Source organism: Micromonospora sp. TSRI0369 (assembly GCF_001905625.1).
GTDB classification, from domain to species: Bacteria; Actinomycetota; Actinomycetes; order Mycobacteriales; family Micromonosporaceae; genus Micromonospora; species Micromonospora echinospora_A.
In genome coordinates this window covers 539,163-554,246 of the sequence record NZ_LIVU01000003.1, presented here as the reverse complement: position 1 = coordinate 554,246, position 15,084 = coordinate 539,163, and the positions used below count along the sequence as shown (strand labels likewise).

The window sequence follows — 15,084 nt, the reverse complement described above, 5'->3', positions numbered from 1 at the left end:
GATGCATACACAGACGTTCGCGGCCCGGCTGCGTGCCGAGACCCGCGACGCGCACCAGAGCGCCGAGTCCCAGCGGTACGTCTCCGCGCTCACCTCGGGTCAACTCGACGTGGCCGGCTACACCGCGCTCGTCGTCGCGCACCACGCCATCTACGCGGCGCTGGAGGGCGTCGCGGAGACGATGCGCCACGACCCGCTGGCCGGCCCGTTCGTCGACGACGCGCTGACCCGGCTGCCCGCGCTCGACGCCGACCTGCGGTTCCTGCTCGGCCCGCGGTGGCCGGAGGCGGTGGAGCCGGTTCCGGCCGCGTCCGCGTACGCCGCGCGGATCGCCTCGGCCTGCGCCGGTTCGCCCGAGCGGTTCATCGCGCACCACTACATCCGCTACCTCGGCGACCTGTCCGGCGGGCGGCACATCGGGCGCTGCGTGACCCGGTACTACGGGGTGACAGCGGACGCCGGGGCGTCGTTCTACCGCTTCCCGCGCATCACCGAGCCGAAGGCGTACAAGGACGCCTACCGGGCGAGACTGGACGCGCTCGCGCTGGACGAGGCCGGCCGCACCGCGCTGCGCGACGAGGTGCTGGTGGCGTACGAGCACAACATCGCGGTCTTCACCGACCTGGGCCGCCTGCTGGCGGCGAGCGGCCGGGAGGGCGCCGCGTGAGCGCCGGTTTCCCGCCGGAGGTGGTCGCCGCCGTCGCCCGGCACATGAACGACGACCACGCCGGGGACTCGCTGCTGATCTGCCGTACGCTCGGCGGCCGGCCGGACGCCACAGCGGCCCGTACCACCGGCCTGGACGCCGACGGCATCGACTTCACCGTCACCGTCGGCGGCACCGACGTCCCGGTGCGCGTCCCGTTCGCCCACCGGCTCACCGAACGGGCGCAGATCCGCCGGGAGGTGGTGCGCATGTACCGGGAGGCGTGTGAGCGGGCGGGCGTACCGCCCCGGCCGGCGGGCTGAGCGCCGGGGACCGTCCCGGCGGCGGAAACTCGGTCGGCCGTCGCACCGCCGCGGCGTACAGTCCGCCGCATGGCTGTGGACACCAGGCCGGCGGTGCGTGCCGGCCGATTCCGGCTGCTCCCGCTGGGTGTGGTGTTCCTGACCGTCGGTCTGTCCACCGCCGTGGTGCTGCCGTTCCTGTCGCTGTTCCTCGACCGCGAGGTCCACGCCAGTCCGATACGGGTGACCGTGTTCCTGGTCGTCGCCCCGCTGTCCGGGGTGATCGCCTCCGCGCTGATCGGCCGGCTGTCGGACCGCCGGCCGATCCGGCGCGCGCTGCTGGTCGGCGCCGCGCTGGCCGGCGTGGTGGGCGCGGGCCTGACCGCGTACGTCCGCGACTACTGGATCCTGCTGGGGCTGACCGCGACCGCCACGGCACTGGCGAACTCGCTGTTCCCGCAGTCGTTCGCGTACACCCGGGCGCTGTTCGACAGGGACGATCCGGCGCGGGCCGCGTTCGGCGTCAGCCTCATGCGTACCGTGTTCTCGTTCGCCTGGGTGGCCGGGCCGGCGCTGGCCGCGGTGCTGCTCGACGTCGGCGGCTTCCGCCTGGTCTACGGCATGGCCGCCGTCATGTACGCGCTGGCCGCGCTGGTGGCCGCGTTCCGGCTGGAGGAGCTGCCGCTGCCGGCGCGGCCGGTCGCGGCCGATCCGGGCGGCGCCGCGCCCGGCCCGCGCGGCGCGTCCCGGCTGCGGCTGGCGCTGACGGCGCTCACGTTCGTGCTGCTCCAGTGCCCGCTGACGGTCGGCGTGCAGGCGATGCCGCTGTTCATCGACACCGAACTGAACGACGACCCCTCCCGCGCCGGGCTGGTGCTGGGCCTGTGCGCGGCGTTGGAGATCCCGCTGATCCTCGGGCTGGGCGTGCTGACCGCGCGGGTCCGGCTGCGGCCGCTGATCCTGGTCGGCGGCGCCTGCGGGGTCGCCTACTACGCGAGCGCCGCGCTGGCGCCGAGCGTGCCGTTCCTGCTGTTCGCGCAGCCGGTGAACGCGCTGTTCATCGCCGCGGTGTCCGGCGTCGGCATCGCCTACGTGCAGGATCTGCTGCCGGGCGAGCCGGGCCGGGCCACCACGCTGTTCACCAACACGTTCCCGATCGGCGCCATGCTCGCCGGGCCGCTGCTCGGGCTCTCCGCGCAGGTCGGCTACCGGTGGGCGTACGGCATGAGCACCGCGCTGTGCGCGACCGGGCTGCTGGTGCTGCTGCTGACCCGGCCGTCCGCGCGGGCCTGACCGGCGCGGCGGTCAGCGCCGCCGCACCAGCACCACGTGGTCGATCAGCTCGCCGGTCCGGCCGTCCGGGCCGGTGGCGGTACGGCGCGCCGCGCCCAGCCGCTCGGTGTCCCAGCCGTCCGGGTCGAGGCTCATCGCGGCCAGGATCTCCTCCGGTTCGGCGAACCGGTGGTGGCCGGTGTCGGGTCCGGCCCAGGGCGGCGGCGCGCCGTGCTCGACGACGAGCAGCCGGCCGCCGGGCGCGACCGCTTCGGCGGCCGGGGGCAGCACCTTCTCCCGGGGCAGGACGAGCGGCGACTGGAAGAACTGCGCGGACACCAGGTCGTACCGGCCGGGCGGGAAGCCCTGGGTGAGGTCGTGCCGGACGGTGGTGATCCGGTCGGCCACCCCGGCCCGCTCGGCCTCGACGGCGAGGCGGTCCAGCGCGACGGACGAGATGTCCACGGCGGTGACCCGCCATCCCTGCGACGCCAGCCAGACCGCGTCGCCGCCCTCGCCGCTGCCCAGGTCGAGCACGGTGCCCGGGGGCAGCGCGGCGGCCACCTCGGCCAGGACCGGGTTCACCCGGCCGCTCCAGATCCGGTCCCGCTGGCCGTACCGCTCGTCCCAGAACCGGGCCGGGTCGGTGTCCGCCGCCGGGTGTTCGTGGTGGTGCCCCGTCATGTCCGCCTCCTCGCTGCCGGGCGTCTCCCCGCCCGGGCCCCACCATCGTGCGCCGCACCCCGCCGGGCAGCAAGGAACCTTGCCGTTCCGGCAAACCAATGAACGATCGCAGGATTAGCGCACCCCGCCCGTGGGCAGACATTTGTCATCAGTCACGCGACCCAGGGAGCTGACGGCATGGCGAAGGGCGACATCGACACCTACCAGCAGGACGGGCAGTGGAAGAACCGCCCGGAGGGCAACGAGCGCGCGAGCAGCCGCCACGACACCAAGGCGGAGGCGGAGGCGGCCGGCCGGGAGATGGCGGTCGAGCGCGGCACCGAGCACGTCATCAAGAAGCAGGACGGCACCATCGGCGAGAAGAACACGTACCCCCGCGAGCGCGACCCCCGGGACATCCCGGGCTGAGCCCGCACCGCAGGCACGTCACGGCGCCGGACCCGCACGGGTCCGGCGCCGTAGCGCGTACCGGCGGGTAGTGAGTGGCTGGCTAAAAAGTTTTGTTCGGTTCCTACAACGGCTCCCGCTCAGGCTTCGGCCTTTACGACATGGCGCCACTCGCGCACAGGCGGAAGGGTGAGGCAAGCCGGGGGCATCGTCGCGCCCGGCGCGCCACAGTGGGTCTACCGAAGGGGACGGTCACGTGTTCAGCCGTGTCGCCATCGTCAACCGTGGTGAGGCCGCGATGCGGCTCATCCACGCGGTCCGGGAACTGGCCGCGGAGACCGGCACCTGGATCGAGACCGTCGCGCTCTACACCGACGTCGACCGCACCGCCACCTTCGTCCGCGAGGCGGACGTCGCCTACGACCTGGGCCCCGCGTCCGCCCGCCCGTACCTCGATCTCAAGGCGCTGGAGCGCGCGCTGGTGGAGACCGGCGCGGACGCCGCCTGGGTGGGCTGGGGCTTCGTGGCCGAGGACCCGGCGTTCGCCGAGCTGTGCGAGAAGATCGGCGTGACGTTCGTCGGGCCCAGCCCGGACGCCATGCGCAAGCTCGGCGACAAGATCGGCGCGAAGCTGATCGCCGAGGAGGTCGGCGTGCCGGTCGCGCCGTGGAGCCGCGGCGCGGTGGAGAGCCTGGAGGACGCGCTGCGCGCGGCGGCCTCGATCGGCTACCCGCTGATGCTCAAGGCCACGGCGGGTGGCGGCGGGCGCGGCATCCGGGTGATCCGCAGCGACGCCGAGCTGGCCGACGCCTACGAGCGCACCAGCCAGGAGGCGGCGCGGGCGTTCGGCAGCGGCGTGGTGTTCCTGGAGCGCCTGGTGACCGGCGCCCGGCACGTCGAGGTGCAGGTGATCGCCGACGGTCAGGGCACCGCCTGGGCGCTCGGGGTACGGGACTGCTCGGTCCAGCGGCGCAACCAGAAGGTGATCGAGGAGTCCGCGTCACCGGTGCTCGCCCCGGAGCAGGCGGCGGAGCTGAAGACGTCGGCGGAGCGCCTGGCGGTGGCGGTCGCCTACCGGGGCGCGGCGACTGTCGAGTTCCTCTACCACCCGGGCGACCGGCTGTTCGCCTTCCTGGAAGTGAACACGCGCCTCCAGGTCGAGCACCCGATCACCGAGGCGACCACCGGGTTCGACCTGGTCAAGGCGCAGTTGCACGTGGCCGGCGGCGGCCGGCTCACCGGTGAGCCGCCGGTCGAGCGCGGGCACGCGATCGAGGCGCGGCTCAACGCCGAGGACCCGGACCGCGACTTCGCGCCCTCCCCCGGCCGGATCACCCGGCTGGACCTGCCCGCCGGGCCGGGTATCCGGGTGGACACCGGGGTCAGCGAGGGCGACACCATCCCGGCCGACTTCGACTCCATGATCGCCAAGATCATCGCGTACGGCCGGGACCGGGACGAGGCGCTGGGGCGCCTGCGCCGGGCGATGGCGAACACCACTGTGGTCATCGCCGGTGGCGCCACGAACAAGAGCTTCGTGCTCGACCTGCTCGACCAGCCCGAGGTCATCGACGCCAGCGCGGACACCGGCTGGATCGACCGGGTACGCGGCGAGGGCCGGCTGATCGCGCACCGGCACTCCGCCGTCGCGCTCGCCGCCGCCGCGATCGAGGCGTACGAGGAGGACGAGACCGCCGAACGGCAGCGGCTGCTGTCCACCGCCGCCGGTGGACGCCCGCAGGTGCAGCACCGCAGCGGCCGGCCGCTGGACCTGAAGCTGCGCGGCGTGACCTACCGGATGCGGGTGGCCCGGGTCGGCGCGCACCGGTTCCGGGTCGGCGTCGAGGCCGCAGGCGACGTGCGCACCGCCGACGTCGAGCTGGACCGCTTCGACCGGCACACCGGCCAGATCGCCGTCAACGGCGCCCGGTTCCGCCTGCTCACCGACACCCACGGCCCGGTGCACCTGGTCGAGGTCGACGGCGTGACGCACCGGATCAGCCGCGACGAGGGCGGCGTGGTGCGCTCCCCCATGCCGGCGCTGGTGGTCGCCACGCCACTTGCGGTCGGCGCGGAGGTCGAGGCCGGCGCGCCGGTGCTGGTGCTGGAGGCGATGAAGATGGAGACGGTGCTGCGCGCGCCGTTCCGGGCCCGCCTCAAGGAGTCGTCGGTTCAGGTCGGCACCCAGGTGGAGGCGGGCGCGCCGCTGCTGCGCCTGGAGCCGCTCGCGGAGTCCGGCGCCGAGGCGGCCGACGGCCCGGCCGGTCCCGCTGTCGAGCTGGACCTGCCGGTGGCCCCGGCGGACGTGCCGGCGCGGTCCCGGGCCGAGCGCGGCCAGGAGGACCTGTGCGCGCTGCTGCTCGGGTACGACGTCGACCCGCACGACGAGCGCCGGGTGCTCGACGACTACCTGGACGCGCGGCGCGCCGCCACCGAGGCGGGACACCGGCCGCTGGCCGAGGAGCTGGAGCTGGTCGGCGTCTTCGCCGACCTGGCCGAGCTGAGCCGCAACCGCCCCGGCGACGACGGGCCGGCCGGGCACGTGCACAGCGCACGCGAGTACTTTCACACCTACCTGCAGAGTCTCGACGTCGAGCGGGCCGGTTCCCCGGAGTCGTTCCGGGCCCGGCTGTCGAAGGCGCTCGCCCACTACGGCGTCACCGAACTGGACCGCTCCCCCGAGCTGGAGGCCGCGGTCTTCCGGATCTTCCTGGCCCAGCAGCGGGCCGCCGTGGACGCCACGGTGATCGCCGCGCTGCTGCGCTCGTGGCTGCGCGAGCCGCCGCCGGACGAGGCGCTGCGCGAGCCCGCCGGCCTCACCCTGGAGCGCCTCGTCGCGGCCACCCAGGTGCGCTTCCCGGTCGTCGCCGACCTGGCCCGGGGCGTGGTGTTCGCCTGGTTCGCCCAGCCGCTGCTGCGCCGCAACCGGGCCCGGGTCTACGCGCGGGTCCGCGCGAACCTGCGGCACCTCGACGCGCACCCGGACGCGCCGGACCGCGCCGAGCGGGTCGCCGAGATGGTACGCAGCACCGAGCCGCTGGTCCGGCTGCTCGGGCAGCGCCTGGTCCGCGACGACCTGGACAACGCGACGATGCTGGAGGTGCTGACCCGCCGGTACTACGGCAACAAGGCGCTCCACGAGGTCAGCACCCGTACCGCCGGTGGCTGCACGTTCGTGGTGGCCGGGCGGGACGGGTCGAGCGTCGTGTCCGCGGCGGTGCGGTTCGACGCGCTCGGCGACGCGCTGCGCGGGCTGGCCGAGGTGGCCGGAGACCGCGACGCCGTCGACGCCGACGTCTACCTGTCCTGGGAGAACCAGCCCGAGGACTTCGACGCCACCGCCGCCGCGCTGCTCGACGTGCTGAACGCGCACCCGCTGCCGGCGGGCGTACGCCGGATCACCACCACCGTCGCCGGGCGCGGCGGCGCGGTGATGCACCACCACTTCACGTTCCGTCCCGGCGAGGACGGGATGGCCGAGGAGCGCCTGATCCGCGGCCTGCACCCGTACATCGCGCAGCGGATGCAGCTGGAACGGCTGCGCGAGTTCGACCTGACCCGCCTGCCGTCGCTGGACGAGGAGGTCTACCTGTTCCAGGCGGTGGCCCGGCAGAACCCGGCCGACCAGCGGCTGGTCGCGCTCGCGCAGGTACGCGACCTGACCGGGCTGCGCGAGCAGGACGGCCGCCTGGTCTCGCTGCCGACCACCGAGGACACGGTGGCGGCCTGCATCGACTCGATCCGCCGGGCGCAGTCGCGGCGGCCGTCGAAGGCACGGTTCCCGACCAACCGGATCGTCATCTACGTGTGGCCGCCGAGCGAGCTGACCCGCGAGGAGATGGAGCTGATCGCCGGGCGGGTACGCCCCACCACTGTCGGCGCGGAGCTGGAGGAGATCCTGTTCATCGCGCGCCAGCGCGACCGCCGTACCGGCGAGCTGACCAAGGTCGGCGTGCGGATCACCTTCGACGTCACCGGGCGCGCCCGGCTCGACATGGGTGAGCCGCCGAGCGAGCCGGTCGAGCCGCTGGACGAGTACCGGCTGAAGGTTCTGCGGGCGGCCAGCCGCAACACCGTCTACCCGTACGAGCTGACCGGGCTGCTGGGCGACTTCGTCGAGCACGACCTGGACGCCGACCACCGGTTGGTGCCGGTGGACCGGCCCAAGGGCCGCAACAGCGCGGCGATCGTGGCCGGCGTGGTCACCACCCCGACGCCCCGGCACCCGCAGGGCGTGACCCGGGTGGTGCTGCTCGGGGACCCGACCAAGTCGCTGGGCGCGCTGTCCGAGCCGGAGTGCCGGCGGGTGATCGCCGCGCTGGACCTGGCGCAGCGGATGGGCGTGCCGCTGGAGTGGTACGCGCTGAGCGCCGGCGCCCGCATCTCGATGACCTCCGGCACCGAGAACATGGACTGGGTGGCCGCGGCACTCAAGCGCATCGTCGAGTTCACCCAGGACGGCGGCGAGATCAACATCGTGGTCGCGGGCATCAACGTCGGCGCCCAGCCGTACTGGAACGCCGAGGCGACGATGCTCATGCACACCAAGGGCGTGCTGGTCATGACGCCCGACTCGGCGATGGTGCTCACCGGCAAGCAGTCGCTCGACTTCTCCGGCGGCGTGTCCGCCGAGGACAACTTCGGCATCGGCGGCTACGACCGGGTGATGGGCCCGAACGGGCAGGCGCAGTACTGGGCGCCGGACCTGCCGGGCGCGCGGGACGTGCTGATGGCGCACTACGACCACACGTACGTCGTGCCGGGCGAGCACGCGCCGCGCCGGACGGTCACCATGGACCCGGTGGACCGGGACATCTGCGGCTACCCGCACGCGGTGGCCGGCAGCGACTTCGCCACGGTGGGCGAGGTCTTCTCCGCCACCGCGAACCCGGACCGCAAGAAGCCGTTCGACATCCGTACCGTGATGCGGGCCCTCGCGGACCAGGACCACCCGGTGCTGGAGCGGTGGGCCGGCATGGCCGACGCGGAGACGGCTGTGGTGCAGGACGTGCACCTCGGCGGCATCCCGGTGTGCCTGCTCGGCATCGAGTCCCGCTCGGTGCCCCGGCACGGCTTCCCGCCCACCGACGGCCCGGACACCTACACCGCGGGCACGCTGTTCCCGCGCTCGTCGAAGAAGGCCGCGCGGGCGATCAACGCGGCCAGCGGCAACCGGCCGCTCGTCGTGCTCGCGAACCTCTCCGGCTTCGACGGCTCACCGGAGTCGATGCGCAAGCTGCAACTGGAGTACGGCGCGGAGATCGGCCGGGCGATCGTCAACTTCCGCGGCCCGATCGTGTTCTGCGTGATCTCGCGCTATCACGGCGGCGCGTTCGTGGTCTTCTCCAAGGCGCTCAACCCGGACATGACAGTGCTGGCGATCGAGGGGTCGTACGCCTCGGTGCTGGGCGGCGCGCCGGCCGCCGCCGTGGTCTTCGCCGGTGAGGTCGCCGCCCGTACCGCTGCCGATCCCCGGGTACGCGAGCTGGAGGGCCGGGTCGCGTCCGCCACCGGCACCGGGCGGGCCACGCTCAGCGCGGAGCTGGACGAGCTGCGCGCATCGGTGCGGGCGGAGAAGCTGGGCGAGGTGGCCGCCGAGTTCGACCGGGTGCACAGCATCCAGCGGGCGGTCGAGGTCGGCTCGGTCGACGCGGTGATCCGCGCCGCCGAGCTGCGACCCCGGGTCATCGAGGCGATCGAGGCGCACCTGCGCTGACACGTTCCACACATGGACGGCGGGCGGGCCTTCGGGTCCGTCCGCCGTTTCGCGTCCCCCGGTGGGGCGGGACGCCTGTTTGATAATGGAAACCGTGTTCGCCCGATGCGGGTCAGGCGGCGCAGCGGTCGCAGGTGCCGAAGATCTCCAGGGTGTGCCCGACGTCGGTGAAGCCGTGCTGCGCGGCGACCTGGTCTGCCCACCGCTCCACGGCCGGGCCGGCCACCTCCACCGCCCGGCCGCAGCGGCGGCAGACCAGGTGGTGGTGATGGCGGCTCTGGCTGCACCGCCGGTACAGGTGCTCGCCGCCGGGCAGCCGCGCCGAGTCGATCTCGCCGTTGTCGACAAGCAGCTGCAACGTCCGGTAGACGGTTGTCAGGCCCACCTTCGCCTGCCGCTGCACGAGCATCTGGTGCAGCTGCTGCGCGCTGTGGAAGCCGTCCAGCTCCCGTAGCAGCGCCAGCACCTCGGCGCGCTGGCGGGTGTTGCGGGTCGCCCCGGTCGTCGCCTGGGTCACCGTCCGCCCTCCCTCGTCCGGGCGCCCTCTCCGGCCACGGCCGCGCCCGGCGCGCCACGTGACACCCGGAACCATTATGCCTTCCGCGCGCACCCCGGTCCCCGGCCGCCGTGATCCCGGACGGCGTGTGACACGACCGACTCCCCCGGCCGGAACTATCCGCCGTACCGCCCCGACCAACGGTACGAACACCGGATCTTCGAGGGGACGACGTCATGCCCAGCACCACCAGCCGCCGGTTCCTGCGCCCGGCGGCCCTGATCGGCGCCGCCGTGCTGGCCGCGTCCGTCGCCGCCTGCGGCTCCGCCGACGCCACGCCCACGGCCACGCCCACTGCCACGCCGTCGGCGTCGGCGCCTGCCCCGGCGAGCGCGGCGGCGGGCGTGCTCACGATCCGCGACCCGTGGGTGAAGGCCGCCGACAAGGGCATGACCGCCGCCTTCGGCACGCTCGTCAACGACAGCGACACCGACGTCACTATCACCGGCGTGAGCACCGACGTCTCCCGGGCCGAGCTGCACGAGATGGCGATGAAGAACGGGAAGATGGTCATGCAGGCCAAGCAGGGCGGCGTCGTGGTCAAGGCCCGCTCCCAGGCCGCTCTGGAGCCCGGCGGCGACCACCTCATGCTGATGGACCTGACCCGGCCCGTGCGCCCCGGTGACCAGCTCGACATCACGCTCACCTTCGCCGACGGCCGCACCCAGACGTTCACCGCCGTGGCGAAGCCGTTCACCGGCGCCCAGGAGTCGTACGCGCCCGGACACGGCGCCACTGAAGCGTCATGACCGAGACCACCGCACCCGCCCGCCGGATGAGCCGGCGTGGCCTGCTCACCGGCGGCGCGGTCGCCGCCGGGGGCGCACTGGCCGGCGCCGGCGCGCTCGCCGCCGCCCGTTCCGGCGATCCCGGGGTACGCGCAGCCGAACCCGCTCCGGTGGCCCACGTCGGCAGCGCTGTCGAGCCGTTCCACGGCGCGCGCCAGTCGGGTGTCACCACCGAGCCGCAGGCACACGCCGCGTTCGTCGCGTTCACGCTGCGCCCGGGCACCGACCGGGCCGCGCTCGGCCGGATGCTGCGGCTGCTCTCCGACGACGCCGCCCGCCTCACCCAGGGCCGCCCGGCGCTCGCCGACACCGAACCGGAACTGGGCCTGCTCCCGGCCCGGCTGACGGTCACGTTCGGCTTCGGTCCCGGGCTCTACACCGCCGCCGGGCTCGACGACCGGCGGCCCGCGTCGGTGGCGGACCTGCCGGCGTTCCGCATCGACCGGTTGCAGCCGCGCTGGTCCGGCGGGGACCTGCTGCTGCAGATCTGCGCCGACGACCCGCTCACCGTCGCCCACGCCCAGCGGGTCCTGACCAAGGACAGCCGCCCGTTCGCCACCGTCCGCTGGGTGCAGCAGGGCTTCCGCCGGGCCGCCGGCGCCGAACCGGGGCGCACCCAGCGCAACCTGTTCGGCCAGCTCGACGGCACCGCCAACCCGAAGCCCGGCGCACCGGCCGACACCGCCGTCTGGGTGAGCGACGGACCGGACTGGCTGCGCGACTCCACCGCCCTGGTGGTACGCCGGATCAGCATGAACCTGGAGACCTGGGACCTGCTCGGCCGCGCCGACCGGGAACTCGCGGTGGGGCGGCGCCTCGACACCGGCGCGCCTCTCACCGGCCAGGCGGAGCACGACGAGCCGGACTTCGCCGCGCTCGGGCCGGACGGGCTCACCGTGATCCCCGACTTCTCGCACCTGACCCGGGCACGCGTCACCGACGACCGGCAGAAGATCCTGCGCCGGCCCTACAACTACGACGGCGCGCCGACCGCCGAGGGACACGCGGACAGCGGGCTCGTCTTCGCCGCGTACCAGGCCGACATCGCCCGGCAGTTCCTGCCCATCCAGCGGCGGCTGGCCGAACAGGACCTGCTCAACGAGTGGACCACCCCGATCGGCTCCGCCGCGTTCGCCGTACCGCCCGGCTGCCCCGAGGGCGGCTGGATCGGCCAGCAGTTGCTCGGCTGACCACGACGCTGACCACGACCAGGAAGGCGCGCCATGCGTACCCGTACCGTCCCCGCACTCCTCGCCGCGCTGTTCACCGCGGCGCTGCTGCTGGTCCCGGCCACGCCCGCCGCGGCGCACAACTCGCTGCAGGAGGCCACACCGGCGCGCGACGCCCGGCTCACCACCGCGCCCACGCAGGTGACGCTGCGGTTCATGCAACGGCTGAACCCGGCCTTCACCACCATCACGCTGCGCGACGCCGCCGAGCGTCCGGTGCCCGCCAGCGCGCCCGCCGTGGACGGCGCCACCGGCACGGTGACGATCGAGGAGCCGCTGGGCAACGGCACCTACACGGTCGCCTACCGGGTGGTCTCCCGCGACGGCCACCCGGTCCAGGGCTCGTACCGCTTCACTGTCGCCGACCCGGCCGCTCCCCCGGCGGCCGTCCCGTCACCGACCGCAGACGCTTCGGCGGGCACATCCGCTCCGGCTGGCACGTCGGCAGGCGCTTCGGCGGGCGCTCCGGCAGGCGCTTCGGCAGGTGCGGACGCCTCTCCGGCGAGCGCCGACGCCTCGACGGGCGCCGACGACGGCGGTCTGCCGGTGGGACTCCTGGTCGGCGGAGCGGCCGCCGCGGTGGCAGCAGCCGCCGTGGTCGCACTGTTGCTGCGCCGTCGCCGCCCTTCCTGACGCATCACCCGCCGACGCGGGCTGACCCGTCACCCGCTTACGCTGGTCCGCCCGGAGATCTTGGTACGAAACGGCCCCCATAGGGGCGCATTCCTTCCAAGATCTCGGGCCTTCCTGACAGGCGAGAGAGCCGTCCTGCTATGCGGACTGCGCCTGCGGGCCGGCAACGGGTGCGCCGGAGTGGGACGGGCGGGGGCACTGCGGGGCAGGGCGGAACGCGGGTCCCGGCGAGGGCGGGTCGGGGCTGGGTTAGGCTGCCGGCAGCGCTGGTTCACCCGGTCGGCGACGGCCGGGTGTCGTAAGAGGGAACCCGGTGGAAGTCCGGGACTGCCCCGCAGCGGTGAGTGGGAACGACCGCCGTCAACAGCACTGGGCCACCGGCCTGGGAAGCGACGGCCAGTAGGCGACCTCGTGTCAGGCCCGCGAGTCCGAAGACCTGCCCGCGTCGCGCGTACCACCGGTGCGCGCTGCCGTCGACCTCGCGGGTGGGTCGGGCGGGTGACACGCCGGGCGGGAGCCGTCGGCGTGCCTCGACGTGCACACCCCGTCCGGTCGGCGGTCCGCTTCTGCGTAGGACGGAACCGCACGATGACCGATGCCATCACCCTCACCGGCCGACCACCGTCGGCCTCGCACCTGACCCTGTCGCAGATCATGGACCAGCACCACACCAACCTCATGGGTACGGTGCACGGCGGCCGGATCCTCAACCTGATCGACTCGGTCGCCGGGGTGGTCGCCGCCCGCCACTCCGACGGACCGGCCGTCACCGCCGCGATCGACGAGACGGCCTTCCTGCGCGCGGTACGCGTCGGCGACGTGGTCCACGTGGACGCCCGGATCACCTGGGCCGGCCGCAGCTCGATGGAGGTGGCCGTGAAGGTCAGCGCGGACCGCTGGGACCGTGCGGTGCCACCGGTGGACGTGGCGACAGCGCACCTGGTGATGGTGGCGGTGGACGACGAGGGCCAGCCCCGGCCGGTGCCGCCGCTGCTGCCCGGCACCGACGGCGACCGGCGGCGCTACCGGGAGGCGCAGATCCGGCGCGAACACCGGCTGGCGCTGCGCCGGGCGCTGCTCGACGGCGTCGAGGAGGGCTGAGGCGTGCTCGGACTGTCGGCCACCACGCTCGCGGGTTACCTGGCCGCGATCGTGGTGCTCATGCTCACCCCCGGGCCGGACATGATGTTCGTGCTCGCCAACGCCACCAGGTACGGCGCGCGGGCCGGGGCGGTGGCGGCGCTCGGGGTCGCCGCCGGGGAGGCGGTGCACGTCGCCGCCGTGGTGGCCGGGCTCGCCACGGTGATCGCCGCGTCCCCGGTGCTGTTCACCGCGATCCGGTGGGCCGGGGCGGCGTACCTGATCGTGCTCGGGGTGCGGGCGCTGCGCGGCAGGGGCCGTACCGGTCCGGCGGGCGGTGGGCCGGACGGCGGCGCCGGGCGGGCGTTCCGGCGCGGGCTGCTCACGAACCTGCTCAGCCCGAAGATGATCCTGTTCAGCGTGGCGTTCCTGCCGCAGTTCGTCCGGCCCGACGCGGGCCCGGTCGCGGCACAATTGTTGCTGCTCGGCGGGACGGGTCAGGCCGCTTGATCGACTTCAGCACGCTGGGGTGGCGGCATCAGGAGGGCTCCGACCCCGCCACCTCGGCGAGCTGGTGAGGATCATGCTCCGGCGCCCGGGGCGGGGCGGCCGGCCGCTCGCGGTCCAGGTGCAGGCGCAGCAGCACCCAGCCCAGCGACACGCCGCCGATGAACAGGTACGCGGGCTGCGTGCCGAACGTGTCCCAGCAGGTGTGCAGCGTGACGGCGGCGGCAAAGGTGAGCAGGAACGCCGCCAGCTTCCGGCCGCCGGGCGCGGCGGCGAAGGTGAACAACGCGGCGGCGGTCAGCCCGGTCCAGGCCAGGTGCGCGGCGGGCGCGGTGAGACCGCGTACCAGCAGCGTCCGCTCGACCGCGCCGAGGCTGCCCTGCGACCCGACGAACGCGGCGAACGCGTACCCCATGGTCTCCAGCGCGGCGAACCCGGCGCCGGAGGCCACCCCGATCACCAGGCCCTGCGCCGGTGACCGGTGCCGCCGCCAGAGCAGCAGGATGCCGGCCGGCACGATCAGCTTCGCGGCCTCCTCGGCCAGGCCGACGAACGCCATCGGCAGGACTCCGAGCCGGTGCAGCGTGCCGTACTCCAGCCAGCCGGCGGCGACGACGCCGATCACTCCACCGAGGAACGCGGCGACGCCGACGACCGGGCCCGGCACCCGGCGGTGGCCGGGCCGCCCCTGGGTGAAGGCCAGGAACGTGGCCGGGGCGACTGACGCGCCGAGCACGATGAGCGTCGGCACGAACGTGACGGTCCCGGTGCCGGCCAGCGTCTCCAGCACCAGCAGGTGAAGCCCGACGCCGACGAGCAGGACCGCCACCCACGCCCAGCGGCGTCCGGTATTCCCCATAGCGCCCAGTATCGCGCCCGGCGGGGAGCGACGGCATCGGGGGTAGGCACTGTGGACGGTGAGATTCATCCGACACGCCGACACGACATCTGGTGTTGCCAGACATCGCCCACCGCCATATATGGTGGTGCCGCAGCTGGTTCGGCCGAGCCCTCCCGGGCAGGGCCGAGGCAAGAGGGAACCCGGTGGGAATCCGGGACTGCCCCGCAGCGGTGAGTGGGAACGACCGCCGTCAACAGCACTGGGCCACCGGCCTGGGAAGCGACGGCCAGTAGGCGACCTCGTGTCGTGCCCGCGAGTCCGAAGACCTGCCAGCGCGCCGTGCGCCTCCGCGTACGGCGGTCGGAGGTCGCGCGGGACGACCGACGCCAGCAGCCGGGCCGGCCGTGCGCCGCGCCCGTTGGCGTCTCCCGCCGTCTCCAGAC

13 protein-coding genes and 2 riboswitches are annotated in these 15,084 nt (G+C 74.1%); of the genes, 10 read left to right on the top strand and 3 right to left on the bottom strand.

All coding sequences use genetic code 11. The features are described from left to right. The first annotated feature begins 1 nt into the window (after window position 1). The 3 genes from AMK25_RS32685 (at window position 2) to AMK25_RS11275 (ending at window position 2,241) form a co-directional block, all read left to right on the top strand. Window positions 2–667 carry a biliverdin-producing heme oxygenase gene (locus AMK25_RS32685; RefSeq protein ID WP_073828237.1) on the top strand — a complete coding sequence of 222 codons (666 nt, stop codon included), beginning with the start codon at window positions 2–4 and terminating at the stop codon, window positions 665–667. Further along, window positions 664–969 carry a DUF2470 domain-containing protein gene (locus AMK25_RS11280; RefSeq protein WP_073828235.1) on the top strand — a complete coding sequence of 102 codons (306 nt, stop codon included), beginning with the start codon at window positions 664–666 and terminating at the stop codon, window positions 967–969. Before AMK25_RS32685 ends, AMK25_RS11280 begins: the two co-directional genes overlap by 4 nt. Before the next feature lie 69 nt (window positions 970–1,038). Then, complete coding sequence (locus AMK25_RS11275) at window positions 1,039–2,241, top strand: sugar efflux transporter (protein WP_241826327.1); 1,203 nt, start codon at window positions 1,039–1,041, stop codon at window positions 2,239–2,241. Window positions 2,242–2,253: 12 nt separating this feature from the next. Here the strand turns inward: AMK25_RS11275 and AMK25_RS11270 are convergent, their stop codons facing one another. Beyond that, complete coding sequence (locus AMK25_RS11270; protein WP_073828233.1) at window positions 2,254–2,904, bottom strand: class I SAM-dependent methyltransferase; 651 nt, start codon at window positions 2,902–2,904, stop codon at window positions 2,254–2,256. A 177-nt stretch (window positions 2,905–3,081) separates the two neighbouring features. Between AMK25_RS11270 and AMK25_RS11265 the strand changes: the two genes are divergently transcribed. Continuing rightward, window positions 3,082–3,312 carry a DUF2188 domain-containing protein gene (locus AMK25_RS11265; RefSeq protein ID WP_043323386.1) on the top strand — a complete coding sequence of 77 codons (231 nt, stop codon included), beginning with the start codon at window positions 3,082–3,084 and terminating at the stop codon, window positions 3,310–3,312. Window positions 3,313–3,547: 235 nt separating this feature from the next. Beyond that, the gene (locus AMK25_RS11260; protein WP_073828230.1) at window positions 3,548–9,007 is read left to right on the top strand and encodes an ATP-binding protein; all 5,460 of its coding nucleotides are present in this window, start codon (window positions 3,548–3,550) and stop codon (window positions 9,005–9,007) included. Window positions 9,008–9,119: 112 nt separating this feature from the next. On the opposite strand, the gene AMK25_RS11255 is transcribed toward AMK25_RS11260, so the two are convergent. Beyond that, on the bottom strand, window positions 9,120–9,524 hold the full coding sequence (locus AMK25_RS11255; protein ID WP_073828227.1) for a Fur family transcriptional regulator: 405 nt from the start codon (window positions 9,522–9,524) through the stop codon (window positions 9,120–9,122). A gap of 215 nt (window positions 9,525–9,739) precedes the next feature. Between AMK25_RS11255 and AMK25_RS11250 the strand changes: the two genes are divergently transcribed. From AMK25_RS11250 to AMK25_RS11230, 5 genes are all read left to right on the top strand, one after another. Continuing rightward, complete coding sequence (locus AMK25_RS11250) at window positions 9,740–10,312, top strand: copper chaperone PCu(A)C (RefSeq protein ID WP_073828225.1); 573 nt, start codon at window positions 9,740–9,742, stop codon at window positions 10,310–10,312. A gap of 26 nt (window positions 10,313–10,338) precedes the next feature. After that, on the top strand, window positions 10,339–11,541 hold the full coding sequence (locus tag AMK25_RS11245; protein WP_073828637.1) for a Dyp-type peroxidase: 1,203 nt from the start codon (window positions 10,339–10,341) through the stop codon (window positions 11,539–11,541). Between the two features lie 33 nt (window positions 11,542–11,574). After that, window positions 11,575–12,213: a copper resistance CopC family protein gene (locus tag AMK25_RS11240; protein ID WP_073828223.1), complete on the top strand. Its 639-nt coding sequence runs from the start codon at window positions 11,575–11,577 to the stop codon at window positions 12,211–12,213. 250 nt (window positions 12,214–12,463) lie between these two features. Beyond that, window positions 12,464–12,671: riboswitch (cobalamin riboswitch) on the top strand. A 130-nt stretch (window positions 12,672–12,801) separates the two neighbouring features. After that, on the top strand, window positions 12,802–13,314 hold the full coding sequence (locus tag AMK25_RS11235) for an acyl-CoA thioesterase (RefSeq protein ID WP_073828221.1): 513 nt from the start codon (window positions 12,802–12,804) through the stop codon (window positions 13,312–13,314). 3 nt (window positions 13,315–13,317) lie between these two features. Further along, complete coding sequence (locus AMK25_RS11230) at window positions 13,318–13,803, top strand: LysE family translocator (protein WP_241826326.1); 486 nt, start codon at window positions 13,318–13,320, stop codon at window positions 13,801–13,803. 28 nt (window positions 13,804–13,831) lie between these two features. On the opposite strand, the gene AMK25_RS11225 is transcribed toward AMK25_RS11230, so the two are convergent. Then, the gene (locus tag AMK25_RS11225) at window positions 13,832–14,659 is read right to left on the bottom strand and encodes a PrsW family intramembrane metalloprotease (protein WP_073828219.1); all 828 of its coding nucleotides are present in this window, start codon (window positions 14,657–14,659) and stop codon (window positions 13,832–13,834) included. Window positions 14,660–14,778: 119 nt separating this feature from the next. Beyond that, window positions 14,779–14,989, top strand: a riboswitch (cobalamin riboswitch). Window positions 14,990–15,084: the final 95 nt, after the last annotated feature.

Bases quoted from the DNA above. Each gene is read 5' to 3' on its own strand.
- AMK25_RS32685 (WP_073828237.1), top strand. From the start codon at position 2: ATGCATACACAGACGTTCGCGGCCCGGCTGCGTGCCGAGACCCGCGAC.
- AMK25_RS11275 (WP_241826327.1), top strand. From the start codon at position 1,039: ATGGCTGTGGACACCAGGCCGGCGGTGCGTGCCGGCCGATTCCGGCTG.
- AMK25_RS11270 (WP_073828233.1), bottom strand. From the start codon at position 2,904: ATGACGGGGCACCACCACGAACACCCGGCGGCGGACACCGACCCGGCC.
- AMK25_RS11265 (WP_043323386.1), top strand. From the start codon at position 3,082: ATGGCGAAGGGCGACATCGACACCTACCAGCAGGACGGGCAGTGGAAG.
- AMK25_RS11250 (WP_073828225.1), top strand. From the start codon at position 9,740: ATGCCCAGCACCACCAGCCGCCGGTTCCTGCGCCCGGCGGCCCTGATC.
- AMK25_RS11245 (WP_073828637.1), top strand. From the start codon at position 10,339: ATGAGCCGGCGTGGCCTGCTCACCGGCGGCGCGGTCGCCGCCGGGGGC.
- AMK25_RS11240 (WP_073828223.1), top strand. From the start codon at position 11,575: ATGCGTACCCGTACCGTCCCCGCACTCCTCGCCGCGCTGTTCACCGCG.
- AMK25_RS11235 (WP_073828221.1), top strand. From the start codon at position 12,802: ATGACCGATGCCATCACCCTCACCGGCCGACCACCGTCGGCCTCGCAC.
- AMK25_RS11225 (WP_073828219.1), bottom strand. From the start codon at position 14,659: ATGGGGAATACCGGACGCCGCTGGGCGTGGGTGGCGGTCCTGCTCGTC.